The sequence below is a fragment of the Microvirga sp. BF8 genome (genome assembly GCF_059888585.1).
The window spans coordinates 1,643,076-1,666,808 of the sequence record NZ_CM187619.1 but is presented as its reverse complement, the minus strand read 5'-3'; the positions used below and the strand labels follow the sequence as shown (position 1 = coordinate 1,666,808).

The 23,733-nt window shown below is 61.5% G+C and carries 24 protein-coding genes; 7 read left to right on the top strand and 17 right to left on the bottom strand.

The genetic code is table 11. The features are described from left to right. Genes AC522E_RS07995 through AC522E_RS07955 form a run of 9 tightly spaced genes read right to left on the bottom strand, consistent with a single transcriptional unit; the run spans window position 1 to window position 9,324 of the window. Window positions 1–813 carry an enoyl-CoA hydratase/isomerase family protein gene (locus tag AC522E_RS07995; protein WP_500749879.1) on the bottom strand — a complete coding sequence of 271 codons (813 nt, stop codon included), beginning with the start codon at window positions 811–813 and terminating at the stop codon, window positions 1–3. 25 nt (window positions 814–838) lie between these two features. Then, the gene (locus AC522E_RS07990; protein WP_500749878.1) at window positions 839–1,618 is read right to left on the bottom strand and encodes an SDR family oxidoreductase; all 780 of its coding nucleotides are present in this window, start codon (window positions 1,616–1,618) and stop codon (window positions 839–841) included. A gap of 9 nt (window positions 1,619–1,627) precedes the next feature. Beyond that, window positions 1,628–3,562: an AMP-binding protein gene (locus AC522E_RS07985; RefSeq protein WP_500749876.1), complete on the bottom strand. Its 1,935-nt coding sequence runs from the start codon at window positions 3,560–3,562 to the stop codon at window positions 1,628–1,630. A gap of 2 nt (window positions 3,563–3,564) precedes the next feature. Next, window positions 3,565–4,287, bottom strand: a complete 723-nt coding sequence (locus AC522E_RS07980) for an ABC transporter ATP-binding protein (protein WP_500749875.1) — start codon at window positions 4,285–4,287, stop codon at window positions 3,565–3,567. Beyond that, window positions 4,277–5,017, bottom strand: a complete 741-nt coding sequence (locus AC522E_RS07975; RefSeq protein ID WP_500749873.1) for an ABC transporter ATP-binding protein — start codon at window positions 5,015–5,017, stop codon at window positions 4,277–4,279. The genes AC522E_RS07980 and AC522E_RS07975 overlap by 11 nt, the downstream gene beginning before the upstream one ends. After that, the gene (locus tag AC522E_RS07970) at window positions 5,017–5,940 is read right to left on the bottom strand and encodes a branched-chain amino acid ABC transporter permease (RefSeq protein WP_500749872.1); all 924 of its coding nucleotides are present in this window, start codon (window positions 5,938–5,940) and stop codon (window positions 5,017–5,019) included. Before AC522E_RS07970 ends, AC522E_RS07975 begins: the two co-directional genes overlap by 1 nt. Next, window positions 5,933–6,808 (bottom strand): branched-chain amino acid ABC transporter permease, encoded by an 876-nt coding sequence (locus AC522E_RS07965; protein WP_500749871.1) that lies wholly within the window; start codon window positions 6,806–6,808, stop codon window positions 5,933–5,935. Before AC522E_RS07965 ends, AC522E_RS07970 begins: the two co-directional genes overlap by 8 nt. Window positions 6,809–6,841: 33 nt before the next feature. Beyond that, the gene (locus tag AC522E_RS07960) at window positions 6,842–8,086 is read right to left on the bottom strand and encodes an ABC transporter substrate-binding protein (protein WP_500749870.1); all 1,245 of its coding nucleotides are present in this window, start codon (window positions 8,084–8,086) and stop codon (window positions 6,842–6,844) included. After that, window positions 8,083–9,324 (bottom strand): CaiB/BaiF CoA transferase family protein, encoded by a 1,242-nt coding sequence (locus tag AC522E_RS07955; RefSeq protein ID WP_500749869.1) that lies wholly within the window; start codon window positions 9,322–9,324, stop codon window positions 8,083–8,085. The genes AC522E_RS07960 and AC522E_RS07955 overlap by 4 nt, the downstream gene beginning before the upstream one ends. A 115-nt stretch (window positions 9,325–9,439) precedes the next feature. On the opposite strand from AC522E_RS07955, the gene AC522E_RS07950 reads away from it, so the two are divergent. Genes AC522E_RS07950 through AC522E_RS07920 form a run of 7 tightly spaced genes read left to right on the top strand, consistent with a single transcriptional unit; the run spans window position 9,440 to window position 15,726 of the window. Continuing rightward, on the top strand, window positions 9,440–10,291 hold the full coding sequence (locus AC522E_RS07950; protein WP_500749868.1) for an IclR family transcriptional regulator: 852 nt from the start codon (window positions 9,440–9,442) through the stop codon (window positions 10,289–10,291). Beyond that, complete coding sequence (locus tag AC522E_RS07945; RefSeq protein ID WP_500749867.1) at window positions 10,288–10,692, top strand: MaoC family dehydratase; 405 nt, start codon at window positions 10,288–10,290, stop codon at window positions 10,690–10,692. The genes AC522E_RS07950 and AC522E_RS07945 overlap by 4 nt, the downstream gene beginning before the upstream one ends. 50 nt (window positions 10,693–10,742) lie before the next feature. Next, window positions 10,743–11,129, top strand: coding sequence for a MaoC family dehydratase (locus AC522E_RS07940; RefSeq protein WP_500749866.1), 387 nt, complete (start codon window positions 10,743–10,745; stop codon window positions 11,127–11,129). Between the two features lie 27 nt (window positions 11,130–11,156). Then, complete coding sequence (locus tag AC522E_RS07935) at window positions 11,157–12,314, top strand: acyl-CoA dehydrogenase family protein (RefSeq protein WP_500749865.1); 1,158 nt, start codon at window positions 11,157–11,159, stop codon at window positions 12,312–12,314. 2 nt (window positions 12,315–12,316) lie between these two features. Next, on the top strand, window positions 12,317–13,237 hold the full coding sequence (locus AC522E_RS07930) for an SDR family NAD(P)-dependent oxidoreductase (RefSeq protein WP_500749864.1): 921 nt from the start codon (window positions 12,317–12,319) through the stop codon (window positions 13,235–13,237). A 25-nt stretch (window positions 13,238–13,262) separates the two neighbouring features. Next, a complete protein-coding gene (locus tag AC522E_RS07925; protein WP_500749863.1) occupies window positions 13,263–14,459 on the top strand; it encodes an acetyl-CoA C-acetyltransferase in 1,197 nt (398 codons plus the stop codon). Then, the gene (locus AC522E_RS07920; RefSeq protein ID WP_500749862.1) at window positions 14,395–15,726 is read left to right on the top strand and encodes an acetyl-CoA hydrolase/transferase family protein; all 1,332 of its coding nucleotides are present in this window, start codon (window positions 14,395–14,397) and stop codon (window positions 15,724–15,726) included. The genes AC522E_RS07925 and AC522E_RS07920 overlap by 65 nt, the downstream gene beginning before the upstream one ends. Before the next feature lie 161 nt (window positions 15,727–15,887). Here the strand turns inward: AC522E_RS07920 and AC522E_RS07915 are convergent, their stop codons facing one another. The 8 genes from AC522E_RS07915 to AC522E_RS07880 form a co-directional block, all read right to left on the bottom strand. Next, window positions 15,888–17,039 (bottom strand): MFS transporter, encoded by a 1,152-nt coding sequence (locus AC522E_RS07915; RefSeq protein ID WP_500749861.1) that lies wholly within the window; start codon window positions 17,037–17,039, stop codon window positions 15,888–15,890. 49 nt (window positions 17,040–17,088) lie between these two features. After that, on the bottom strand, window positions 17,089–18,033 hold the full coding sequence (lhpI, locus tag AC522E_RS07910; RefSeq protein WP_500749860.1) for a bifunctional Delta(1)-pyrroline-2-carboxylate/Delta(1)-piperideine-2-carboxylate reductase: 945 nt from the start codon (window positions 18,031–18,033) through the stop codon (window positions 17,089–17,091). Window positions 18,034–18,062: 29 nt separating this feature from the next. Further along, complete coding sequence (locus AC522E_RS07905; RefSeq protein WP_500749858.1) at window positions 18,063–18,476, bottom strand: Zn-ribbon domain-containing OB-fold protein; 414 nt, start codon at window positions 18,474–18,476, stop codon at window positions 18,063–18,065. Next, window positions 18,473–19,624, bottom strand: a complete 1,152-nt coding sequence (locus tag AC522E_RS07900; RefSeq protein ID WP_500749857.1) for a thiolase family protein — start codon at window positions 19,622–19,624, stop codon at window positions 18,473–18,475. Before AC522E_RS07900 ends, AC522E_RS07905 begins: the two co-directional genes overlap by 4 nt. A gap of 7 nt (window positions 19,625–19,631) precedes the next feature. Beyond that, window positions 19,632–20,852, bottom strand: a complete 1,221-nt coding sequence (locus tag AC522E_RS07895; RefSeq protein ID WP_500749856.1) for a CaiB/BaiF CoA transferase family protein — start codon at window positions 20,850–20,852, stop codon at window positions 19,632–19,634. A gap of 59 nt (window positions 20,853–20,911) precedes the next feature. Beyond that, a complete protein-coding gene (locus AC522E_RS07890) occupies window positions 20,912–21,721 on the bottom strand; it encodes an ABC transporter permease (protein WP_500749855.1) in 810 nt (269 codons plus the stop codon). Beyond that, window positions 21,718–22,572 (bottom strand): ABC transporter permease, encoded by an 855-nt coding sequence (locus tag AC522E_RS07885; protein WP_500749854.1) that lies wholly within the window; start codon window positions 22,570–22,572, stop codon window positions 21,718–21,720. The genes AC522E_RS07890 and AC522E_RS07885 overlap by 4 nt, the downstream gene beginning before the upstream one ends. Before the next feature lie 85 nt (window positions 22,573–22,657). After that, complete coding sequence (locus AC522E_RS07880) at window positions 22,658–23,731, bottom strand: ABC transporter ATP-binding protein (protein WP_500749853.1); 1,074 nt, start codon at window positions 23,729–23,731, stop codon at window positions 22,658–22,660. Window positions 23,732–23,733: the final 2 nt, after the last annotated feature.

Here is a 23,733-nt window from a genome sequence, read left to right as displayed (position 1 = left end):
TCAGAATGGAGCCTTTCTGGAGAACGCGGGACGGCGCCTGTCGCGGAATGAAGCTAGTCCCTCCACAGGGTCAGGGCCCGAGAAGCCGAGCATTTCGAGTGCCAGAGAGGCGTCGAATGTCGGCCCGGCCATGCGGAGCCAGTTGTTGAGCGTGTGTTTCGTCCACTGGATTGCCGAAGGTGCACCTTCTGCGAGGCGGGTAGCGACGGAAAGGGCTTTTTCCTGAAGTTCAGCCTCGTTGACTGCCAACGCCACCAGCCCGAGACGTTCGGCCATTTCGCCGGTTACCGGTTCATTGAGAAGAAGATGGTACTTGGCCTTCGCCATACCGCACAGGAGCGGCCAGATGATCGCTGCATGGTCGCCCGCAGCAACACCGAGCCTGACATGGCCATCCATCAACTTCGCATTCTTCGCCGCGATCGGAATATCACATACGAGCGCCGCGGCGAGCCCAGCCCCGACGGCCGCCCCCTGGATCGCCGAAACGATGGGCTTGGAGCAGTTAATGATATTGTAGACCAGGTCTCGGGCCTCACGCCACATGTTGGCGCGCTCCTCAAAGCTCTGCGTCAGCTTCTCGACGACCTCGAAGTCCCCACCAGCGGAGAAGGCCTTGCCCTTTGCACACAGCAGAACAGCCAGGGTCTCCTGGTCGCGGTCGACGACCCGCCAGATGTCAGCGAGCTCGCGGTGGGCATCCGGACCTAATGCGTTGAGGCTCTCTGGACGGTTCAGCGTCAGTCGCAGCACGCCAGGAGCAGGCCTGTCGCAAAGAATTGACGGAAAGGCGGAATAGGCGTCGAGGGTCATGGTACCTCCAGCTCGTCGTGGGTCGTCAAATTGAGCGGCGAGATGTCAGGCCGCCATCGACTGTGATGATGGTCCCGGACGTGTAGGCCGAGCGCGGTGATGCTAGGAAGGCAAAGAGATCGGCGACCTCCCTCACGCTCGCCGCACGTCCGAGCGGATATTCTGCCAGCAGTTCGGTAAAGCGGCCTTCGTCGCCCCATTGTTCACGTGCGCGGTTTTTCATGATCTTCACGATCCGGTCCGTCGCAACAGGTCCGGGATTGATGCCGAGGACTCGGATGCCGTCATCGAGACTGCGCCCGCCCAATGCTCGGGTGAAGGCCATCAGTGCGGCGTTGCCAGTGGAGCCGGCGATGTAGCGGAAGTCGAAATTTTCGCCGCCGTTCCCAATGTTGTTAAGGATTACGCCGCCACCAGCCTGCTTCATGGAGGTATAGAAGGTGCGGCAAAGATCGATGTAACCGAAGACCTTTACCTCCCAACCCCTACGCCAGTTCGCGGAGTCGACCTGCCAGAGATCGCCTCCTGGAATGGCACCCGCATTATTGACAAGCACGTCGACCTGACCGGCTGCGGAGCCGATGGCCTCCGCAGCCCCAGCGGCCGCGATGTCCTGCTCCTGGACGATGACGTCGATACTGTGGATACTACGCAGGCGCTCGGCGAGGGTCTGCAGCTTGTCGCCGGACCGGGCGACGAGATGGAGATTGCAACCCTCCTCGGCGAAGACCTCCGCAAGCCCTTCTCCGATGCCCTGCGAGGCGCCGGTAATCAGCACTTTCTTCCCGCGCAGATGAAGATCCATGACTCGTTCCTATACTTGGCGGATAACTTGCTCGATATCCGCGATCGCCTCGGGATTCACGAGCGATGACAGGTCGCCTGCCGGCGCGCCGGAATAGACGCTGCGGATGACCCGCCTCATGATCTTGGAGCTACGCGTCTTGGGCAGCTGCGGCACTACGAAGACAGCTTTGGGAGCGAACGGGCGTCCCAAGCGCTCCTGAATTCGCAACGCCGCGATTTTCCTTATTTCGTCAGGCGCGCCGTCGCAGGTGAGGAACGCCACGATCGCCTGCCCCTTGACGGGATCGGGGGCTCCGATGACGGCGGCTTCAACCACACCGTCGATCTCCACCAGAACCTCCTCGACCTCTGCAGGGCCAACGCGCTTACCGGCGACTTTGATCGTGTCGTCGGAGCGTCCAAGCAGGAAATAGTGGCCATCATCCGTGCGCATCGCGAGATCGCCATGGATCCAGACCCCAGGGACGGTACTCCAGTACGTCTCGAGATAGCGCTCGTCGTCCTGCCAGAAACCGGCGGTCATGCCTACGAAGGGAGCAAGGATCGCCAACTCGCCCACCGCGCCAACGAGCGGCTGGCCAGCGGAGTCGAGCACCTCCACCGCCACTCCCGGTGAGCGAGTGTTGAACCCGGCTGGAACGATCGGCTTCGTTACGACGCTGGCGAGGAGGCTTCCAGAGACCTCGGTTCCCCCGGTATAGTTGATCAGAGGACATTCGCCCCTGCCGAAGTGGCGCTCGAACCAGACGAAGTGCTCAGGCGCAATACTTTCACCGGCTGTGATCAGGAGACGAAGTGAGGAAAAATCAGCCGACGTGCTGATCGCCTCATTCGAGGAAAGACCCCGGATCAGCGTCGGAGCTGAACCAAAATGGGTTACTCGGTAGCGCTCGATCAGACGCCCCATGCGCGACCAGTCCGGATAGTCCGGTGCCCCGTCGTAACAGACCAGTGTTGCCCCACGGAGCAGGGCCGAAGCGAGAATCAGCGAACCTGCGATCCAACCCATATCCGCCGGCCAGCAGAAGACATCGCCCGGCCCCACGTCGAAATGGACCGCCGCGTCATGGGCAATCTTGATCGGGAACCCTCCGTGGACATGGACTGCCCCCTTGGGCTTGCCAGTCGTTCCCGAGGTGAAAATGACCATGAAAGGGTCGTTCGGGGACATACGCGCGGAAGGCGGCGCACTGTTGGCTGGAGCAAGAATCGCATGCCAGTCGTGGGTGGATCCGGAAGCGTCCGCAGGGACCGGATCCTCCGGCGAGCGCTTCATAACAATAAATTCGAGTGCCGGCAGCTCACGATGAGCCGCTACAATTGTCTCGCGCGTCGAGACGAAGCGGCCACGCCGCTGGAAGCCTGAGGTGGCGATCAGTGCCCGTGCGCCGCAGGGTGCCAAGCGCGCAACGATGGCATCCGTGCCGAACCCGCTGAACAGGGGCACGACGATCGCGCCGATATGCGCGATAGCGAGGAGCGAGACCGACGCCTCAATGCCGTTCTCCATCAGCAATCCAATGCGATCGCCGCGCCTTAGACCCATATCGAGCAGGCCTGCGGCAAGGCTACGAACCTCATCCGCCAACTCGTGATAGGTGACGCTGCGCACCGTGCCATCTTCGCGCTCGGCAACAATCGCAGTTCGATCGGCGGCTTCGACGTTGTCGAGAATCGTATCGACCCAGTTCAACTCGCCGCCGACGAACCAGGACGGAAACGGCGCGCCGCGCAACGTATCGCAATATCGATTGTAGCCGCGGCTCCAGCGGACGCCACAAAAGTCTACAACCTCGCGCCAATAGGTATCCGGGTCGGCCAGCGACAGGTCGTAGAGCTGCTCGCTGTTGGCAACGCCAAGCCGCCTAGCCAGTGCGGTGATCTGCGCACCTTCGACATAGTCTGCAGTCGGTTGCCAAATGTCGTTGTGGTCAAGCGCCATGATCAGATCCCCAGATAAGCCCGCTGCACTTCAGGGCTTTGCGCGAGGGCGCTGGCGGTATCATCGGCAATGATCGAGCCGCCCTCGAGAATGTAAGCATGATCGGCGATCGAAAGAGCCGTTTCCGCATTCTGCTCTACCAGCAGGATGTTCACGCCGGTCTTGGCGATCTTCGTGACAATGTCCGCGATCCGGTCAACAACGGCTGGTGCCAGTCCGATCGTCGGCTCGTCGAGAAGAAGAACGCGCGGGGCGCTCATCAGCGCCCGTGCGACCGCGATCATCTGCTGCTGGCCACCACTGAACGTTCCTGCGGGCGTGGCAAGCCGGTCACGCAGCTCCGGGAACAGGTCGATTACGCGCTCGAGGTCACGTTTCGTGGCTGCTTGATCGTTGCGAGCGAAGGCGCCGAGTTCGAGATTTTCCAGCATCGTCATCTCAGCAAAGAGACGCCGGCCCTCCGGCACGACGGAAAGTCCCTTCTTCACAAGACGATCGGGCGATAGCCCGGTCACGTCTTCTCCGAAGAGGCGAACACTTCCTCCAGTCGGGCGCACAAGACCGCAAATCGCCTTGATCAGCGTGGACTTTCCGGCCCCGTTCGCGCCGATCAGCGTGACGATGCGGCCGGTCTCCAGGATGATTCCGACATTGCGTAGCGCCGGAACAACGCCATAGCTTGCCGAGAGATCCGAAACCAGGAGGGGAGCGGCTTCAGTGCGCATGGCGGTGCCCCAGATAGGCGTCGATGACCTTCTCATCGGCGCGGATTTCCGCGGGGGTCCCTGTTGCCAGATGCTGCCCATGATGCAGGACGACGATCCGATCGCAGACCTGCATCACCGCCTTCATGTTGTGCTCAACGAGCAGCACGGAACAGCCAAACTCGTCGCGGATCCGTCCGAGAACGGTAAGGGTATTGGCAACCTCGGTTTGATTCAGTCCGGTGAGAGGCTCGTCCAGGCAGAGCAGACGCGGTCGTGCGGCGAAGGCGATTCCGATGGAAACAAGTCTCTGCAGGCCGTGCGGCAAGCTGCCCGCCTCATCTGCAAGGTAGGGCGTGAGCCCGAGCATCTCCGCAGTTTCTGCTACGCGTTTGCGCCGCTCCGCCGCTCCCTTGATGCCATGGATGGTGCCCAGCAGGATGTTGTCGCTCACTGTCATGCTGCGCATAAGGCTGCCGTGCTGGAACGTACGCACCAGCCCGAGGCGACTGATTGCCAGCGGCGACTTACCGGTGCAGTTCTCGCCGAAGACGAAGAGTTCTCCCGCCGATGGCTTGTAGAATCCACTGATCAGATTGAATGTTGTGCTCTTGCCTGCGCCGTTCGGGCCTATCAGGCCGAGGATTTCGCGAGGGCGGATCTCGAGGTCGAGATTGGACACGGCGACCAGGCCGCCGAAGCGGCGGGTCAGGCCTTTGGTGATCAGCAGCGGTTGTTGCGCGGCTTGCATCAGTGACCCTTTCCCGTGGCTTGCGTCCGTCGTCCGCTGAGAAGACCCGTGATGCCATGCGGCAGCAGCAGTACCGCCAGCATGATCGCGGCGCCGTAAAATATGTGCTCCTGGCCACCGAGGCCCAGCGCGTAGCTGCCGAGGACGACGAGCACGACAGCGCCGATCAAGGGACCGAGAATGTTGTCCTCCCCGCCGACCTTCACGTAGGCAAGTGCAAACGCGGCCACGAGGAAGCTGAAATCGCCCGGACTGATCACATTGTTCGCGAATGCGTGAAGGCTTCCCGCGATGCCAGCCGCGAAGGAAGCCGCGGCGAAGCAGGCGATCTTTACGAGCAGGATGTTCAGACCGACCGTACGGGCGACATTCTCATTGTCGCGAATGGCTGTAAGAATTTTTCCGAAGTCGGAACGCTCAAGCGCGTATAGGCCGAGGATCACCAGGGCCGAGACTGCGACGATAAAGGTCGGCATCAGGCCATCGAGAGCAACCGGGGGGAAGATGCCAACCATGCCAGATGTCCCGCCGAGCAGCGTACTCTTGGAGTAGAGGATGCGGACGGCCTCGGTGAATGCGAAGCCGATCAGCAGGAAGTACGGTCCTTTAGTTCTCAGGGTGACGTAGCCGAACACGATACTAATCAGTCCAGCGACGATACCACCGGCGACAAGAGCGATCAGGAACGGCAGGTTCAGGATCGTAACGGCTGCTCCGGTCGTGTAGGCTCCGATACCAACGAAAGCGGCTGTCGCGAAGTTCAGTTCGCCCATCAGCATGACAAAGCGAAGGCTGACGGCGGTCAGCGCGGCGATGGCGATGAGGTTCACCACGCTCGCAATGTAGGCGTCGTGAACCAGGAAACTCGCGGCGAGTGCGAGCCCGATGCCGATGATCCAGTAAGACAGCTTCACATCATGCATGGCCAAGGAGTCCCTTCGGCCGCACCAGCAGCATGGCGATGACAAGGAGGAAGATGGCGATAGTGGCGGAGCTGGGGTCGAAATAGAAGCCGCCGAAGGTTTCGATCCCGGCGACGAACAGGCTGCCGAGAATCGCACCGGGAACACTGCCCAGCCCGCCGACGATCACGGCGATGAAGCCTTTGATCAGATAGTCCGCGCCGATCACCGGAGAGACGATGGTGACTGGTGCAATAAGTGCGCCTGCGAGCGCTGCCAGCGCCGAGGCGATCATGAAACCCGCGAGAGCCATGCGGTTGTATGGCACTCCCTGGAGCATAGCCGCCTCGTGGTCGATCGATACCGCCCGCAGCGCCTTTCCGATTTTGGTATGCGTGAGTGCCCAGTAAAGAAGCGCAGTGATGACGACAGCGGCCACGCAAAGTGCAAGACGCTGGACAGTGATGGCGGCGCCAAGCACGGTCACCGTGCCAGGCAGGATCTCCGGTACGGGCCGAACTGCGCCACCGAAAACCTTGAGCAGAATGCCGTCGAGGAGGAGCACAAGCCCGATCGAAAGGATGAAAGAGCCGACCATGTCGCGCTGGAAATAGCGGAATCCGGTCACGAACATCAAGAATCCGAGCGTCATGGCAATCGTGACGCCCGCCACAACCGCGACGAGATAGGCTGGCAGCACGGGGAATCCCCCGCCTGCCAGCCAGGGCACCGTGTAGGCCACCACCAGCGCCGAGACGGCGAAGAGGTGTCCATGTGCAAAATTCACGATCCGCATGACGCCGAAGATCAACGTCAGCCCGAGCGAGAACAGGATGTAGACGGCGCCGATCTGTAGGCTCGTCAGGATGAGCTGTATCATGGTTTGCATGGCGGGCGTGCCTTTTCCGGTCGAGCCGGCCTATCACTTAGATGAGGGTATGAGGCGGGCCTTTTCGACCAGTTTGCCGTCTTGGACCTGCGTGATGATCACCGGCAGCCGCATCTGCTGGCGGGACCCATAGGTATCAACGCCATAGAAATCAACTTTGCCGCCATAGAAAGAGGTGAAGGAAACCTCTGGCATGACGGCTGCGACTTTCTTCGGGTCCGTCGACTGGGCCTTCTCGAGACCGGCCTTGATCGCATACACAGCGTCGTAGAAGCCAATCTGAATTGTATTCAGTGACTCTCCTAGAACGCCCCGCGCCTCGTCGTTGATGGCCTTCTGCTGACTGGTGACGCTGTCTGCGTCGAATATTACGGCCGCGCCCATGTAAACACCTTCGGTTGCATTGCCTCCGGTCGCCTTCAGGCCGTCGACACCAGTGCCGACCTCCACGACCTTCACGCCCTTCCAGCCGAGCACGTCAAGCTCGCGTAGCACCGCGCCGGCATCGGCGGGGGGCATCGAGCCGAGATCGACGATATCCGGCTTCAGCGAGGCGATGCGGGCAGCAATGGGCTGGAACTCGGTCGTGCCGCGCTCGTAGAAGTCACTCGACAGAATCTTCACGCCAGTCTCGGACCAGACCTTATTTGCCACCCCTTCGGTATCACGGCCGGTCGCGTCGTTAGGATTCAGCATAACGATGGACTTCGCTTCCGGATGAGCCTCGTGGATGAAGCGGATCAAGGGAGGCAGAAGCTCAAACGGAGTATTCATCTGTGTAAAGGTCAAGGGGAACTTCGGACCCTTGATGCTGGGACCCCAGGCAGTGGTGAACATGAGCACGCCCTGGCGCTCCGTCAGCGATTGAAGTGCTTGCACCGGGGCCGTCCCCAGGCTGCCGCCGATGAATTTGACGCCCTCGCGGTTGAGCAACGTCTGAGCGACGCGCGTTCCTTCCGCAGCATTGTACTTGTTGTCGAAGGCGAGACATTCGAAGTTATAAGTCTTGCCCTCGACCTTCACGCCCCCAGCCTGCGCGATCTCCTGCGCGGCCTTTTTACACATGAATTCGGACCCCTTGCCCCAGATGGCTCCAGAGCCGGAGAGCGGAACAGACAAACCCAGCTTGATTGTCTCCTGGGCCTGCGCGCCGCTGACCGCAAAAAGAAGGCCGAGCGACGTTCCGACTGCGAGCGACTTGAACTTCGTTGTAATGGTCATTTCCTCTCCTCCGTTTGTTCGAGCGCGGACGATGCCACGCTCCTTCTTCAGTTTCATGCTGTGACCGGCTCGTCGCCCGCAAGGCTGGCGATCTCCTCGGCACCATAGCCGAGGGCTGCTAGCAGTTCTGCGGAATGAGCACCGAGTACGGGAGCAGGCTTGTGCTCGAACGTCTCCGACGCGGTGGTGCGTATGACGCGTGATGCGATCGGCACGCTGCCGTGACCAGGTGAGATCGGCTCGTTGCGGAAGAACCCACCGCTGGCGATTTCCTTGGCGACAAGCGCCTCCGCCGGCGTCAGGACACGACAGGCAGGAATTTTCGCCGTTTCGAGCTCCGTGAGACATGCGTCGGTGGAGCGCGTAGTGCACCAATCGGCCATTATAGCACTCAGGATTTCACCCTGTTCGCCGCGCATGATGTCCGAGCTGAAACGTGGATCGGAGATCAGATCGTTCCGGCCGAGGAATTTCGCCCAGCGCCGGAACATACCGTCGCCGATCACCTGGACCATGACCCATCCGTCCCGGGTCGCGAAAAGATCCGATGGTCCTGCTATCGGGCTGCGGTTGCCGATCGGCTTGCGGCTGCGCGCGCCCGCTGCCTCCTCGATGAGCATGGGATTGGTCATGGTCAGGGCCGTGCCGAGCAGCGAGGCCCTCACGTGCTGGCCGCGGCCGGTTACACGCCGCTCGTAGAGCGCTGCAATCGTTGCGAAGGCCGCGGACATGCCAGTGGCGTAGTCCACATAGGAGACCGCGGCTCGCAGTGGGCGTTCGCCTGTTCCGGTCAGGGACATCGCGCCGCTGAGCGCCTGCCCTGTCCCGTCGAAACCGATGCGGTCCTGACTCTCCCCTTCCGGCCCGTAGGCGGAAATCGTTGTAAGAATAATGTCAGAGCGGCATGCCCTCAGGCTGTCGTAATCGAGGCGGGCGCGGTTCAGCGCGCCTGGAGGAAGGTTTACGATCACCGCATCTGAGGTCGCCACAAGCCTCTCGAAGGCGGCCCGACCGGCCGGCACATCGAGATCGAGCGCCAGCGACTTCTTGTTACGGTTCATCTGAAGATAGAGCGCGCCGCGCCCGTCGAGGCCAATTGGCATGACATCGCGATCGGGGGCACCGGCCCGGGGCTCGACGCGGATCACCTCCGCTCCCTGGTCGGCCAACAGAGCCGCGCAAAAGGGAGCTGCGATGTAGCGGCCGAGATCCAGAATGCGCAGGCCCGACAAGCCTATAGGCGCGCTGCCCGCAGCCCCCGCTAATCCCGTGCCCGTCTCGGACTGTGCGTCCATCGACACATTTCCTCGCCGTGGTTTTCTGAGATGGGGGCTTCCCATCAGAGGTTTCGACGTGCTAGGCATTCCGAATGCTGAATGCCATTCACATTCTTATGAAAGCCATTCATACATGAGCGCCGCACATGATCAAGACCTCTTTCCAAAAAACGTCGGGGCCGTTGCCAATGCGGTTTCGATCCTCAGATCGCTTGCACAACTGAGCGAACCGGCGGGGGTTGCGGTGATCGCACGCGACACCGGTGTCAGCGTCAGCACGTGTTTCAATATTCTGCGGACCCTCTCCAGCGAAAGACTCGTCGATTTCGATCCCGAGGCAAAGACCTATCGGATCGGAATGGGTGTTCTAGAACTCTCACTGCCGCTCCTAGGCGCCAATCAGGCTGACCTCATCCGGCCGGAACTTAAGCGGCTCTCCGGCGAGCACAACAGTCTGATCTGCCACTGGCACATCACAGAGAACGAACGCATCGTTCTCGTCGACCGTGTCTCCACCGCCCGGACGATACGCGTCGACATGTCGGACGGCTCGCGCCTGCCGACCTATGTCGGCGCCGTGGGACGCTGCTACGCAGCCTCACGGAACCTGCCTCGGGAAGAGCTAAAGGCCCGTTTCGAGACGCTGCAGTGGCAAGCACCGCCGAGCTTCGAGGCCTATGCCGCGGACGTGGAAAAGGCTCGGCGCGACGGTTACGCCTTCGACTTCGGACAACTCTTCATCGGGCTGGAGATCGCGGCTGCGATCGTGACCGACCCGACAGGCAAACCTCGTCTCGGCATCAGCGGAATTAGCATCGCCGGCCAGCTTTCACGAGATAACATTGAGCGGCTGGGAGCGGACCTGCGAGACTCCGCCGACTGGATCAGCGAGGCGTTGTTCGGTGTTTCACGCGGCGTCCGGCAGTCGGAGCGCCGCCTGGCCGGAGGGAGGTCCACCTCTCGCAACCGTGGGGGCTCGCGATGACGGACACGTCCTCCGCCCCAGTCTGGATCTTTGATGATTTCCGTCCGGGGCTAGAGCTGGGGCGCCGCTCAATCCACCTGAACGATACGCGCCTCGCCCGTTGGGCTGCGATCTATGGTGAGTCCGTCACTGCGGCGCATGTTCCATCCGGCATGCTCGTGGCAGCGATGATGGAGGCCTATCTGACGGCGTTCCAGCCGCGCCCGCCGGGCAATATTCATGCGAGCCAGAAGCTGTCTTTCGGCGAGCCGGCCTATCCCGGTGACCGGCTCGATGCCGAAGTGACCTGTCTCTGGAAGGAAATGCGCAAGGAGCGCCGTTGGGTGACCTTTGGCGTCACTCTTCGAAATGGCGACACCGATGTCCTGAACGGCGAGATCCGCACGATTTGGGCCAGATGACACAGTGCTACCGGAAACCTGCCGACGAGGGAGCCCGAGGGGAAACACTCATGACCACGACGCTGCCGCGCGAACTCGCGGTTGTTAGCCTGACAGCTGGACCCGACGCCGTTTTCAGCTATGCCGAGCTGACCGGCGATTTTAATCCAATTCATCTCGACCCCGAGTTCGCCTCCGGGACTGCGTTCGGCCAACCGATCATTCACGGCACGCTCGGTCTCAATCTTGTGATGGAAGCGATAGAGCGCACCTTCGGCGCACTTCCTTCCGACATCGAGATCGATGCGCGCTTCGTCAGGCCGGTCATCGTCGGATCCACGATCCGGGCCGGAGGCAGTCTTCGGGACGAGGCGACGGGCACTTACGAGATCTATGTCGAGACGCAGACCGGCGAGCGCGCCGTAGAAGGCGTCTGCACATTCGGGCCGCGGGCCTGACGACTATAACAAGGGAGTGAACGCGTCATGACTGACCACTGGGTCGACGACGAAACATTCAGCCAGCTCAAGGATACGGTGCAGCGCTTCGTCACCGAGCGGCTCATACCGAACGAGATGCGGCTGGAGGTAGAGGACGAGGTCCCTGAAGAGATCGTTGCAGAGATGCGGGAACTTGGGCTGTTCGGCCTGACGATCCCGCCCGAATACGGCGGCATCGGCCTCAACGCGCAGCAAGAGACGCAGCTCGCCATGATCTTCGGCCACACCGCGCTCGCCTTCCGCTCCCTGCTTGCAACGAATATCGGCATCGGTGCACGGGGACTGATCTTCGAGGGAACAGAGGAGCAGAAGCAGGCCTTCCTCCCGAGGCTCGCGAGCGGCGAGTTAATCTCGGCCTTCGCTCTGACGGAACCAGACACTGGCTCCGACCCAGCCAGCCTGACGACACGCGCGGTCCGGGATCGCGACGATTACGTGATCACAGGCACCAAGCGCTACATCACCAACGCGCAGCGCGCCGGGCTGTTCACGGTTATGGCAAGGACCGAATTCGACAAGCCCGGAGCGGATGCCATCTCCGCCTTTCTTGTCCCGCGCGATACGCCCGGCCTGACCATCGGCAAGAAGGACCGAAAAATGGGTCAGCGGGGTACGACGACATCCGACGTGATGTTCGATAATGTCCGGGTGCCGGCCAGCGCGATCATCGGCCTCGTGCCCGGCCGCGGCTTCCGTCTTGCCATGCGGGTGCTCGACCGCGGCCGCATCCATATCGCAGCTCTGGCCACTGGCATGTGCGACCGGTTGGTCGCCGAAATGGTCGGCTTCGCCCGGGAACGCCGGCAGTTCGGCAAGCCCATCGCAGAGTATCAGCTCATCCAGGCAATGATCGCCGACAGCCACACCGAGTACCTCGCAGCCAAGGCCCTCGTGGAGCAGACGGCAGCGATTTACGACCGGGATGGCGCGGCACGGACCGAGGCTTCGGCCGCGAAATACTTCGCCACCGAGGCCGTTGGCCGCGTCGCGGATCGGGCCGTCCAGGTGCATGGCGGCGCCGGCTATATGAGCGAATACGCAGTCGAACGCTTTTATCGCGATGTGCGCCTGCTGCGGATCTACGAAGGCACCAGCCAGATCCAGCAGTTGCTCATTGCCCGCCAGGTTTTGAAGAGGGCATGACAATGACCGTGACCAGAATGCTAGATGGTAAGGTTGTGGTCGTCACGGGAGCGGGCGGAGGCATCGGCCGCGACATCGCCTTGATGGCCGGATTGAATGGCGCGAAAGTCATCGTCAACGACATCGGCGCGAGCCTTGACGGTCAGGGTCACGACGGTGGCCCGGCCGAGCGCGTGGTGCAGGAAATTCGCGAGAGCGGTGGAGAAGCCGTCGCTAGCCTCGACAGCGTCGCCGATACGGAGGGAGCTCAGCGCATTGTGCAGGTGGCAGTCGATGCATTCGGCCGCCTCGACGGTGTCGTCAACAACGCCGGTATTCTGCGCGACACCTTCTTTCATAAGATGACCGAAGAAGAGTGGGACCGCGTCCTCAAGGTGCACCTCTACGGCAGTTATAACGTCAGCCGAGCGGCTGCCACGGTCTTCAAGGCACAGCAATCGGGGAGCATGGTCCACATGACCTCGACGTCCGGTCTGATCGGAAATCTGGCCCAGGCGAACTATTCGGCCGCCAAGCTTGGCGTTGTGGGATTGTCGAAATCGATTGCGCTCGACATGCAGCGCTTCGGGGTCCGCTCGAACTGCATCGCGCCCTTCGCCTGGAGCCGGATGATCAGCTCCATCAAAGTGGACACGCCCCAGCAAGAGGCCCGCGTTGCCCGTCTCCAGCAGATGACGCCCGCGAAAGTCGCACCTCTGGCAGTCTATCTGCTTTCGGACCGCGCGGCGGAGGTCACCGGCCAGATCTTCAGCGTACGCAATAACGAGATCTTCCTGTTCAGCCAGCCGCGACCGGTGCGCTCGGTGCAACGCGAGCAGGGCTGGACCCCAGAGCAAATCGCGGATCACGCGATGCCGGCGCTTGCGGCGAGCTTCCATCGCCTTGACGTGTCATCGGACGTTTTCACCTGGGACCCGGTTTGAGCGGGCCGCGCAAGGAGTTCTCGCAATGCGTCGCGCAGCGATAGTCAATCCGCTCCGCACCCCTGTTGGCCGCTTTGGCGGAGCCCTGAAGGAGGTGCCGGTTGAGCATTTGGGAGCCACAGTCGTTAAGGCTCTCCTTGAGCAGACGGGACTCGATCCCAATTTGGTTGAAGACGTCGTTTTCGCCCAATCCTATGCCAATTCCGAAACTCCCTGCGTCGGGCGCTGGATTGCGCTCGAGGCTGGACTGCCCGTCGGCGTCCCAGGAATGCAGCTGGATCGGCGCTGCGGTGGCGGCCTGCAGTCCATCGCGACGGCAGCGATGATGGTGCAGACCGGGGTCTGCGACGTCGTCATCGCCGGCGGCGTCGAGAGTATGAGCAACATCGAGCATTACACGACCGGCGTTCGCTGGGGAACGCGCTCGGGGTCGCCCGTTCTCTACGACCGACTGGACCGTGGCCGCGAGCGCTCCCAGCCTGAGCACCGCTTCGGGTACATTTCCGGGATGATCGAAACCGCAGAGAATCTTGCCCGAAAATATGCGATCTCACGCGAGGCCGCGGATGCCTATGCCGCGCGGAGCCAGCAGCGCGCAGCGGCGGCGTGGGCGGACGGCCGGATGGCCTCCGAGGTCGTTCCCGTGAGCGTACCGCAGAGGCGCGGCGAGGACCTGGTCGTCTCCCAGGATGAGGGCATTCGCGCCGAGACAACCGTGGAGTCGCTTTCCAAGCTGCGTCCCATTCAGCCGGGGGGAACGGTGACGGCAGGCAATGCGGCTCAGCAGAATGATGCGGCAGCCGCCTGTCTGGTCGTTGCCGAGGACAGGCTGGCCTCGCTTGGACTAGCGCCTGACGCGTTCCTGGTCGGCTGGGCCGCTGCGGGTTGTGAACCCTCAGAAATGGGAATCGGCCCTGTGCCGGCGACCGAACGGCTGATGCGCCGGGCAGGCCTGTCGGTGAACGATATGGACCTTATCGAGATCAACGAGGCCTTCGCGTGCCAGGTACTTTCTGTGCTGCAGTCGTGGCAGGGAGTTGATCCCGATCGTGTGAACGTGAATGGTTCCGGCATTTCGCTCGGTCATCCAATCGGTGCGACCGGCGTGCGCATTATGACGACGCTGATCCACGAAATGAAACGCAGCGGCGTCCGCTATGGCCTCGAGACGATGTGCATCGGCGGCGGTCAGGGCGCCGCGGCAATTTTCGAGCGGGCCTGAGTATCCTCATATGCCGCAGACAATCGCTCTTGATGCACTCGACTTCGCTTCGTTCATTCGGTCAGGCGATCTGGTTTGTTGGGGGCAGGCATCAGCAGAACCGCTCGCATTGACCCGCCGCCTGATGGCCCAGCGGCACACAATCGGCGGCTTCTCGGCGTTCATCGGGATCAGCCTCGCTGAAACGACCGATCCAGCTCATGCGGACTGCGTGCAGTTCACGTCCTTCTGCGGGACGGGCACCAACAGAAACCTGGTGGCGGCAGGTGCGATCGGCATTCTGCCGATCCACTATTCCGACCTGCCATCAGTGCTGCGTGAAAAGGTTGATGTCTTACTGCTGCAGGTTGCCGAGCATCCGCAGGGCGGCCGCTTCAGCCTGTCCTGCGCCAGCGACTATGTCGACGCGCTTGCCAGTTCAGCCCGGGTGGTCATCGCGGAGGTAAATCGTCAAGCCCCATTCACGTCTGCCGAGATCGACATCCAGAACTTCGATGTCATCGTCAGGACGGACCGCCCTCTTCCCGAAATGGTGAAGGCGGGCCCGAGCGCGGTCGAGCGCGCAATCGCCGCTAACGTTGCCTCGATTGTCGAGGATGGAGCGACATTGCAACTCGGGCTGGGAGCCTTGCCGGACTGCGTTGCGGACCTGCTGGTCGACCGGAAGGACCTCGGGCTGCATACTGGCGTCATGGGCGATGGTGCGATGCGCCTGATCCGTTCCGGCGCTGTCACAAATTCACGGAAGCCCTCCGATGCTGGTCTCTCTGTGACAGGTGCACTGCTGGGAAGCAAGGAGCTATTCGATTTCGCCCACTTGAACCCGGCGATCGTATTGCGCCCGATTGCCGTCACACATGCCTTGCCGACTCTCGCGTCTCTACCCAAGTTCACCGCCATTAACTCCGCTCTTGAGGTGGATCTTTCGGGCCAAGTGAATACCGAGATCGTTGGCGACCGATATGTCGGAGCGGTTGGCGGCGCCCTCGACTTCCTGCGTGGAGCCCGGGCATCGGAGCGCGGCCTCCCCATTGTCGCCCTGCCCTCGATGGTTGAGGTAAAGGGGCAGCGCCGCAGCCGGATCGTGACAAGGCTGGCAGGGCCGGCCACCATCGGCAGGGCTGACGCGGCGATCATCGTCACTGAACATGGCGTGGCCGATCTACGTGGCCTGTCGCTTGCGGAGCGCGCCAGCAAGCTTACGGAGATCGCGCATCCCGAGTTTCACGATGAACTCCGATTCCGTGTCGGCAATGGTCGCCAATAAGCGCTTAGGGCGCTACGGCCGCGTAACGAGGCTTAGTATGAGAGGACGTGCCGGCTGAGCATATGAAGGACAACCGGATGACGTTCAACCAAACCGCAGTGCGGAAGATCCTCCGGCCCGGGGGCTGCTTACGGGCGCCCAATAGAAGTCTCTTCGGGCGATCAGAGACGGCGGGGAAGGTAGTGACAGAACCCGGAAGCAAGGACCATTAGCACTCCTGCCGCAACAAAGATCAATGAGAGTGGCCCGAACATCAGAAGAATTGCAAAAATGCCAGCAGGCGCGACCTGCGCGACGTCACGATAAGTATTGTAGATCGGCGTCAACGCCATCCGCTGATGAGGACGGACAGCACGTAGAAACGGCACGTTGCCCATTGCGTCGATGGCGCTCATGGCAAATGCCGAAAACAGCAACGCCGCTACGCTTGCCCAGATCGAGGTTCCGGAAAGCAGGCCGGTTGTTGTCGTTCCAACTCCGCATACTGCGTAGGCTGGAAGCAGTAGCTTCCGTATGCCCGTATGCTCAACAACCCGCTTCCATAACGGCGCTAGGACTAGCAACGCCGACCCGATCGCGACCATGAGTCCTCCAACTGACGCTCCTAGACCGTTGCTGACAGCGAAAATCGGTGTGTAGACAATATACATAGACCACCATGATGCCCGTATCGTGGCGAGCAGCCATGCCAGACGCAATCGAGGTTGTGAGAAAAACTGCCTGACATCGGACCGGCGAGCGCTCTTCAAATGCGGCGGCGTTCGGGTTTCGGAGATCGGCTTGAGCAAGAGAATCGACAGTGGCACTGCGACGGCGCATCCGGCACTTAACGTCAGCGGACTGCGGATGCCCACATTCTCTGTCAACCAGACACCAAGCCATGGACCCAGGCCATAGGCAATGCCGCCAAGCAGGACACGCCTTGGCTCGAAGGCTGAAAGGCTCCGACGGGGGACGTATTGCAGAACGTAAAGGCTCATCACATTCTCGAAAATGAGCACCATGAGAACATGGAGAACCAGTCCCGCCGCGAGCCCCGCCATTGTCTCGCCCGCGAGCGCCACGGCAGAGCCCACTCCACCTGCCGCGGCGAAAATGAAAACGAGCCAACGGCCCACTCGTAACAGAATCTTCGGCAGGATCAGGCTCACGGCGATCCCTGCCAGGCTTGCAGCGAAATAGAGTTCGCTGACATGCTGCGCCGTTCCGAGGATATGGTAGGCCATGACGGGGATGAGCGCGATTACAGTCGTGCGCGCCATGACGGACAGAGCGTAAACGCCCGCCAGTCCCCATTCGGGCGAATGTGCCACGGGCTTCTGCCGTCCAGACATTGCTGCTCTGGCCTTTCCGGGACGTTCGTCAGCGTCCGGCACTGCGGACAAGGCACAACTCGGCTGCGACGAGATCCTCGAGCGAGCACCCGACAGACTTGAACAGCGTGATTTCATCCGCTGCCGTGCGTCCCGAGACTGTGCCTCGAGATAGGTCGAACAGATCTCCCTGAACGTCCTCGCCACGCAGAGCGCCGCTGGCCAAGGCCTGAACAATTTCCCCCGCCTCAGCCATGGCCCCTTCCCGGGTATCCAGGAAGACACGCGCCCTACGGACCGCGTCATCGTCGGCCTCGCGCATCGTCGGCGTGAATGCGCCGACAAGATCGAGGTGGGTACCTGGACTCAGCCAAGCCCCACGCACCAGCGCCTCGCTCGAGAGAGTGCTGCATGACACGATATCTGCCCTCCGCACCTCCTGCTCCAGATCGTCTGCGGCGGTCGCTTTGATCCCCTGCCCGGCCAATTGACTGACAACGGCCTCCGCCTTGCTCCGATTTCGCCCCCAGATGGTGATTTCATTGATCGGCCGCACGGCGGCGTGAGCGGCAGCGAGGTTTGGGCAGAGCTTGCCGGTGCCGACGACGAGGAGGCGGGACGAATCCGGCCTCGAGAGATAATTGGATGCGAGGGCGGAGGCGGCTGCGGTGCGGCGGGCGGTCAATTCCCCTCCGTCGAAGGTTGCAACCAACCGCCCGTCCGTGGCGCTCATAAGCATGTAGTACGAACCTACGGCAGGCAGACCCAGGCGCCCGTTATCAGGGAAGACCGTCACGGTCTTCAGGCCGATATGGCGGCCTTCGCTCCATGCAGGCATCAGCAGCAGGGTCGCGTCACGTGCATCCGGTACTGCGACGGTGTAATGAGGTCGCGGAGGGCTGTGGGCTCCGCGGATGAACCCGTCGCGGAGGGCGGCGACCAATGCCCGCCAGTCAAGGTTCGCAACGATCTCGCTATTGGTAAAATGACGCATGGCCTTGCTCTTGCAGGGACAGAAGATACTCAGGTCGCCGGCCGGAAGGTCGGCAGTGGGTATCGCGCGGCGTCGGGCATCGGCATGAGTTCGACCGGGGCACCGCTCCTGACGGAGTTCGCGTCACTGGTGATGACGCGGGCCAGCAGGCTGGCCCCCTCCTCGAGCGCAATCTCGGCCAGGAAGATCGGCACCTCATCGTTGAATGAGGGATGGTTCGGACGCATGACGATCGAGAAGGACACGATATGGCCACGTCCCGAGGCCTGCTTCCAGACGAGGTCGGTCGAGCCCGTATACGGGCAGATGGGGCGAGGATAGAAGAACGGGGGCCCGCCGGAGCGGCTCTGCTGAAGCATCAGCCTGCCCCCGCGCCATGCCTCAAGCAACGGGCTGTTGTCCTCGTCCTCATGGGGGCACGGATAGTCCAAGATTTCGTTCATTGTACTGCCTCAAGGATGATGCTGCTCGCCGAAAGTCCGTGACCGTAACCCACCATTCCGTAGCCTGCGACGACACCCCGCCGCGCATTTGCGACCTGTCTGTCACCGCCTTCGCCACGTAACTGGCGCACCGCCTCGGTGACGCTCAGAAGGCCGCCGGCGATGCCTGCCTGACCGCACGACAGCTGGCCGCCCCCTGTGTTGAGCGGCAACGTTCCGTCCCAGGAGAAGGTGTTCCGAGCCAGGAACTCACTCACTTCGCCCTTCTTGCAGAATCCGAGATCCTCGAGCTGAATGGCGACCATGATCGGGTAATCGTCATAGGCCTGGACGAAGTCCATATCGTCCGGACCGTAGCCGGCTTCTGCAAAGAGCTTGTCGGCGAACGTCTCCCACCCGCCCCGCAGCGGAGCAATCTCCATCGGAGGATGGTTGTGTCTCTCGAAGCCCGAAAGGATTCGCACGCCCTTTCCCGGGTGAGCCCGATCCAGGGTCGTCACGACAACGGCCTCCGCCCCGGCACAGGGCAGTACACAGTCATAGAGACGGATTGGATCTGCGATGATACGGGCGCTCAGATAATCGTCGATCGTCAATGGTCCACGCAGGAGTGCGTGCTCGTTGCGCTGTGCGCTTCGCCGCTGGTCGACCGAGATGCGCCCGAGGTCCTCCCGGCGGGTACCGTAGGTCTCCATATGCTTGCGCTGGATGATTCCGAAAAGGCCATTCGCACCGCCGAAGCCGAGGGGTGTCCCATAGTTCCGCAGCCCACGGCTGAAGTTGTCCATGAGCTTGAAGTGGCCGCCGACGTCATAGTTGTCGCCGGCGATGCACAACACGGTTGTAGCCTGGCCCGTCTCGATGGCGTGAATAGCGTTGATCACGCTTGCGACCGGACCCGCGCTGCCCGCGGTCCCGAGATAGGCCCAGGATACCGACAGTCCGAGTTGCTCGGCAGCCGTCACTGCATTGTCAGGATGCAACTCGAAAGAGCAGATGGCGAGGCCGTCGACGTCCCTGAACGTCAGACCGGCGGAGTCGAGCGCGTTCTTCCCGGCCTCTGACAGAAACGAGAACAGCGTTCGGGTCGTACGCTTCTCGTACGCCGTCTGGCCATAGCCCGTGATTCCAATACTGCTGGATTTCATGTCAGCCTCAGATGATGTTGGCGCGCCGCAGCGCATCGATGTCGTCCCGGGACAGGCCAAGCCAGTTCCCGAATACCTCGTCATTCGCCGCACCAGGATCGCGACCGGTCCAGCGAATGGATCCGGGTGTATCGCTCAGCTTCGGCACCGGCGCTGGCATGCGGATCGGACCAAGATGCTCGTCAACAATGGTTCGAATGGCCTCGCGTGCCGCGATATGGGCGTCCCCCAGGACGTCCGCGATATCATTGATGCGTCCGGCGACGACCTTGTGGGCCAGAAGCTTTTCCAACGCTTCGTCGGTCTTCTGGGTAGTCATCCACGCAGCAACCTCGGCATCGATCGCATCGCGGTTGGCGACGCGATCGGCCATTGTTCCGAAGCGCGGATCTGTCTTGAGGTCAGGGCGCCCCATCGCATCGACAAGCCCTTCGTAAATGCCCTGCGACCCGCAGCTTATTGCGATACTGCCCCCGTCAGCGGTCGGATAGACGTTCCTTGGAACATCCTCCTCCATCTGGTTTCCGAGCAGCGGCTTCTTCAGCCCCGTCTGGTCGAAGCGTACGACGACGGACTCGATGATCCTCAGGAGTGGCTCGTAGAGCGCAACGTCAACGATCTGGCCGACGCCCGTACGTTCACGACGGTGGATGGCAGCAAGAGCGCCGAACGCGCCAAAGACACCCGCCATGTAATCCCCCATCGGGAAGGCCGAAACCATCGGGCCCTTATCCGGGTGGCCCGTAAATGAGGCGAGGCCCGAAAAAGCTTCGGCGATCGTGGCATAGCCGCCCTGCCCCTTGTTCGGACCCGTCTGTCCCCAGCCGCTTACCCGCACCCACACGACGCGGGGGAACCTTTCGCGCAGATCGTCTGGTGACAGCCCCCAACGCTCCAGGGTCCCTGGACGGAAATTCTCGATGACGATGTCACTCTCGCCGATCAGCTTGAGCGCAAGCTCTCGTGCCTCTGGCCGTGAGATGTCGAGCGTCACGACATGCTTGTTGCGTGCCATCGTCTTCCACCAGAGAGCGACGCCGTCCTTGTGAGGAGGCCACTCGCGCAATGCATCGGGCTTACCCGGCTTCTCGACCTTGATGACCCGGGCACCGAAGTCCGCCAGCATCGAACCGACGAACGGCCCTGCCAGCATCGAGCCAAGCTCGAGGACCTTCAGATCGGAGAGCGCCCCTTCGGGAGCAGGTTCCGGTATTGCATTCACTGTCATGACTTGCCTGCTGGATGCGGTGCGGGTGCCACCCCGCACTAGGATGGAGGAAACTTCGGCTATTTCTGAGTGGCTGCGACCCGGTCGATGCCAACGAAGATGTCGAGAACAACCACGGCCACGATCGCCACGTAGATCGTTGCTGCCGAAATGGCGGCCATCATCGGATCGACGGCATACTGGACGTAGTTGAACAGCTTGACCGGAAGCGGCATGAGACTTGCGGTCGAGTTGAAGATACTGAGCTCTACGTTGATCCAGGAGATGATCAGGGCGAATAGCGCGCCAGCCACGATTCCAGGCTTGATGATCGGGAGCGTTACAAGGAAGAAGGTGGTGACGCCATTCGCGCCGAGATCCTGGCTTGCTTCCTCCAGGGTTTGGTCGAACCGCTCCAGCGACGCGAGGACGGTCCTGAGAATGTAGGGCACGATGATAACGACGTGCCCGACGAGCAACGCGAGATAACTCCGCGCGAAGCCGAGAGCGCTGGCGTATTGCAAGAGGGCGGCCCCAACGACAATCGTCGGCAGGATCAGGGGAGAGAGGAAGATGGTGCCCACGAGCTTCCGCCCGGGCAGGGTGCTCCGCGCGATAACGAGGGCAGCCGGGATGCCTATCAGGGTAGCGATAGCGGTCGACGCAACAGCGATGGAGGCGCTCAGACCAATGGACTCCAGGTAGGAGGTGTCGGCGAGGAACTGTTCGTACCAGCGCAGTGTGAATCCGACCGGCGGGAAACTCAGATACTCGGTCTCGGTGAACGAGACCGCTACAATGATCACAAGCGGCAGCATCAGGAATATGAAACCAGCCCAGACAACTGCGACGAAAAGGAGACGACCAAGGCGTTCCAGAAAGGTTGTCATGACTTCACCGCCTTTCTGGTTATGGACTGCCGTTCGATGAAGAGGAGGTAGAGCGCAATCAGTATGAGCGTCACGACGAGCAGTCCGACCGCGAGGGCAGCGCCGAAGTTGAAATCGAAGAGGGCTCCGTACTGCTCAAAGATCGACATTGCCATGACCACCGTCCGCCCGCCGCTCATGATACTTGGCACCACATACGCGCTGACCGCGAGGGTAAAAACGATGAGCGATCCCGCGATGACACCAGGCAGGCTGAGCGGGAAAGTGATCCTCAGGAAGGTTCCCAGCCGGCTGGTTCCCAGATCCAGGGCGGCCTCGACGAGTGACTTATCGATGGTTTGCAGGATGCTCGCGACTGTCAGGACCATAAATGGAACGAGAATGTAGGTAAGCCCAATGACGATGCTCAGTTCGGTGAAGAGAAGTGGGACCGGCCGATCCGCGAGGCCAAGAGCCACGAGGGTGGAGTTCACGAGCCCCTGCCGCCCCAGCAGGATGATCCAGCCGAACGAGCGCACGATGTTGCTCGTGAAGAGTGGCATGATCACGAGGATATAGCAGATCCGGCGGCTCATCCGGCTGCGCACGACGTTTACGATATAGTAGGCGATAGGATAGCCGATGAGGAACGAGGCAACTGTCGATAGCAGCGAGAGCTTGAACGTCGTGTAGAGGACGCTCGGATAATAGGTGTCGGCGAAGATGCGTCCGTAGTTCGAAAGTGTCCAGGCTCCTTCCTTGCTTTGGAAGCTCGCGGCAACGACCACCAAAAACGGCACGATGAAGAACGCAGTCATGAAGGCAACGGGCACGCCGAGCAGGATGGCCGCCCAGAAGTTCTTGATCCTCATCGCCCCCCCTCCCCTTGTCGGCTCCGCATCGGGAGCATTGCGGAGGTCTTCGGATTCGCCTGCGTGCTCATCATGGTCATGGCCCTCATCGGGTCAGTACCTGACCGCTGTCGTGAGGCCAGGACAGAGTTATCGTCTCTCCCCGACTGTACTCCGGCGCGCCGATAAGCGCCGGCTGCTGAGCCACGAAGACCTGGCCGCCTTGTGCCTCTGCATAGACACGCGTCGAATTGCCAACGAAGACGACATCCCGAACCCTGGCATGAACGGCACTCGATCCTTCTGTGGCCGGGTTTGTACCGTGGGCCAATGCGATGGCCTCCGGTCGCAGCAGGTACGTGACGCTGGAGCCGATTGGAGCCGAGTGGGAGACGTTGAACTCCAACTCGCCTGTGTCGCTGATCAGGGTTTGCGCGCCCGAGACCTTGCAGGTGATCAGGTTGGCATCGCCGATGAAGTCGGCCACGTAGCGCTCGGTCGGCGCGTGGTAAATGTCTCGGCCCCGACCGATCTGGACGATGCGCCCCGCATTCATGACCGCAATCCGGTCCGCCATGACCAACGCCTCTTCCTGGTCGTGCGTCACAAATATGAAGGTCATGCCGAGCTTCTGCTGGAGGGCCTTCAACTCGATCTGCATCTGCTTGCGCAGCTTCAGGTCGAGGGCGCCGAGAGGCTCGTCCAGCAGAAGGACCTTCGGCTTGTTGGCAATTGCCCGTGCCAATGCAACGCGCTGCTGCTGCCCTCCCGAAAGCTGGAATGGGAAGCGATCAGCATATCCGGCCATTCCAACCGTCGTGAGGACTGCCTCGACGATATCCGCCACTGCCCTGCGCTCTACGCCAGCCCTGCGTGGGCCGAAGGCGACATTCTGGGCAACGGTCAGATGAGGGAACAAGGCATAGTTCTGAAAGACAGTGTTGACGGGGCGCCGGTTGGGAGGGAGCCGTCTGATTGAACGGCCGTCGATGGAGATGTCACCTTCCTCGACGTCGATGAACCCGGCGATGGAGCGCAGAAGCGTTGTCTTCCCGCACCCGCTTGGACCGAGCAGCGCAACAAACTCTCCCTTCGCGATTTCGATCGAGACATTGTTCAGCACGACCAAATCGCCATAGCGCTTGGTGAGATGCTCCACCCTGATGAAGCCGTCCGACATCC

Excerpts from the sequence above, each read along its gene's own strand:
- AC522E_RS07995 (WP_500749879.1), bottom strand. The coding sequence starts at position 813 with ATGACCCTCGACGCCTATTCCGCCTTTCCGTCAATTCTTTGCGACAGG.
- AC522E_RS07990 (WP_500749878.1), bottom strand. The coding sequence starts at position 1,618 with ATGGATCTTCATCTGCGCGGGAAGAAAGTGCTGATTACCGGCGCCTCG.
- AC522E_RS07985 (WP_500749876.1), bottom strand. The coding sequence starts at position 3,562 with ATGGCGCTTGACCACAACGACATTTGGCAACCGACTGCAGACTATGTC.
- AC522E_RS07980 (WP_500749875.1), bottom strand. The coding sequence starts at position 4,287 with ATGCGCACTGAAGCCGCTCCCCTCCTGGTTTCGGATCTCTCGGCAAGC.
- AC522E_RS07975 (WP_500749873.1), bottom strand. The coding sequence starts at position 5,017 with ATGCAAGCCGCGCAACAACCGCTGCTGATCACCAAAGGCCTGACCCGC.
- AC522E_RS07970 (WP_500749872.1), bottom strand. The coding sequence starts at position 5,940 with ATGCATGATGTGAAGCTGTCTTACTGGATCATCGGCATCGGGCTCGCA.
- AC522E_RS07965 (WP_500749871.1), bottom strand. The coding sequence starts at position 6,808 with ATGCAAACCATGATACAGCTCATCCTGACGAGCCTACAGATCGGCGCC.
- AC522E_RS07960 (WP_500749870.1), bottom strand. The coding sequence starts at position 8,086 with ATGAAACTGAAGAAGGAGCGTGGCATCGTCCGCGCTCGAACAAACGGA.
- AC522E_RS07955 (WP_500749869.1), bottom strand. The coding sequence starts at position 9,324 with ATGGACGCACAGTCCGAGACGGGCACGGGATTAGCGGGGGCTGCGGGC.
- AC522E_RS07950 (WP_500749868.1), top strand. The coding sequence starts at position 9,440 with ATGAGCGCCGCACATGATCAAGACCTCTTTCCAAAAAACGTCGGGGCC.
- AC522E_RS07945 (WP_500749867.1), top strand. The coding sequence starts at position 10,288 with ATGACGGACACGTCCTCCGCCCCAGTCTGGATCTTTGATGATTTCCGT.
- AC522E_RS07940 (WP_500749866.1), top strand. The coding sequence starts at position 10,743 with ATGACCACGACGCTGCCGCGCGAACTCGCGGTTGTTAGCCTGACAGCT.
- AC522E_RS07935 (WP_500749865.1), top strand. The coding sequence starts at position 11,157 with ATGACTGACCACTGGGTCGACGACGAAACATTCAGCCAGCTCAAGGAT.
- AC522E_RS07930 (WP_500749864.1), top strand. The coding sequence starts at position 12,317 with ATGACCGTGACCAGAATGCTAGATGGTAAGGTTGTGGTCGTCACGGGA.
- AC522E_RS07925 (WP_500749863.1), top strand. The coding sequence starts at position 13,263 with ATGCGTCGCGCAGCGATAGTCAATCCGCTCCGCACCCCTGTTGGCCGC.
- AC522E_RS07920 (WP_500749862.1), top strand. The coding sequence starts at position 14,395 with ATGGCCTCGAGACGATGTGCATCGGCGGCGGTCAGGGCGCCGCGGCAA.
- lhpI (WP_500749860.1), bottom strand. The coding sequence starts at position 18,033 with ATGCGTCATTTTACCAATAGCGAGATCGTTGCGAACCTTGACTGGCGG.
- AC522E_RS07905 (WP_500749858.1), bottom strand. The coding sequence starts at position 18,476 with ATGAACGAAATCTTGGACTATCCGTGCCCCCATGAGGACGAGGACAAC.
- AC522E_RS07900 (WP_500749857.1), bottom strand. The coding sequence starts at position 19,624 with ATGAAATCCAGCAGTATTGGAATCACGGGCTATGGCCAGACGGCGTAC.
- AC522E_RS07895 (WP_500749856.1), bottom strand. The coding sequence starts at position 20,852 with ATGACAGTGAATGCAATACCGGAACCTGCTCCCGAAGGGGCGCTCTCC.
- AC522E_RS07890 (WP_500749855.1), bottom strand. The coding sequence starts at position 21,721 with ATGACAACCTTTCTGGAACGCCTTGGTCGTCTCCTTTTCGTCGCAGTT.
- AC522E_RS07885 (WP_500749854.1), bottom strand. The coding sequence starts at position 22,572 with ATGAGGATCAAGAACTTCTGGGCGGCCATCCTGCTCGGCGTGCCCGTT.
- AC522E_RS07880 (WP_500749853.1), bottom strand. The coding sequence starts at position 23,731 with ATGTCGGACGGCTTCATCAGGGTGGAGCATCTCACCAAGCGCTATGGC.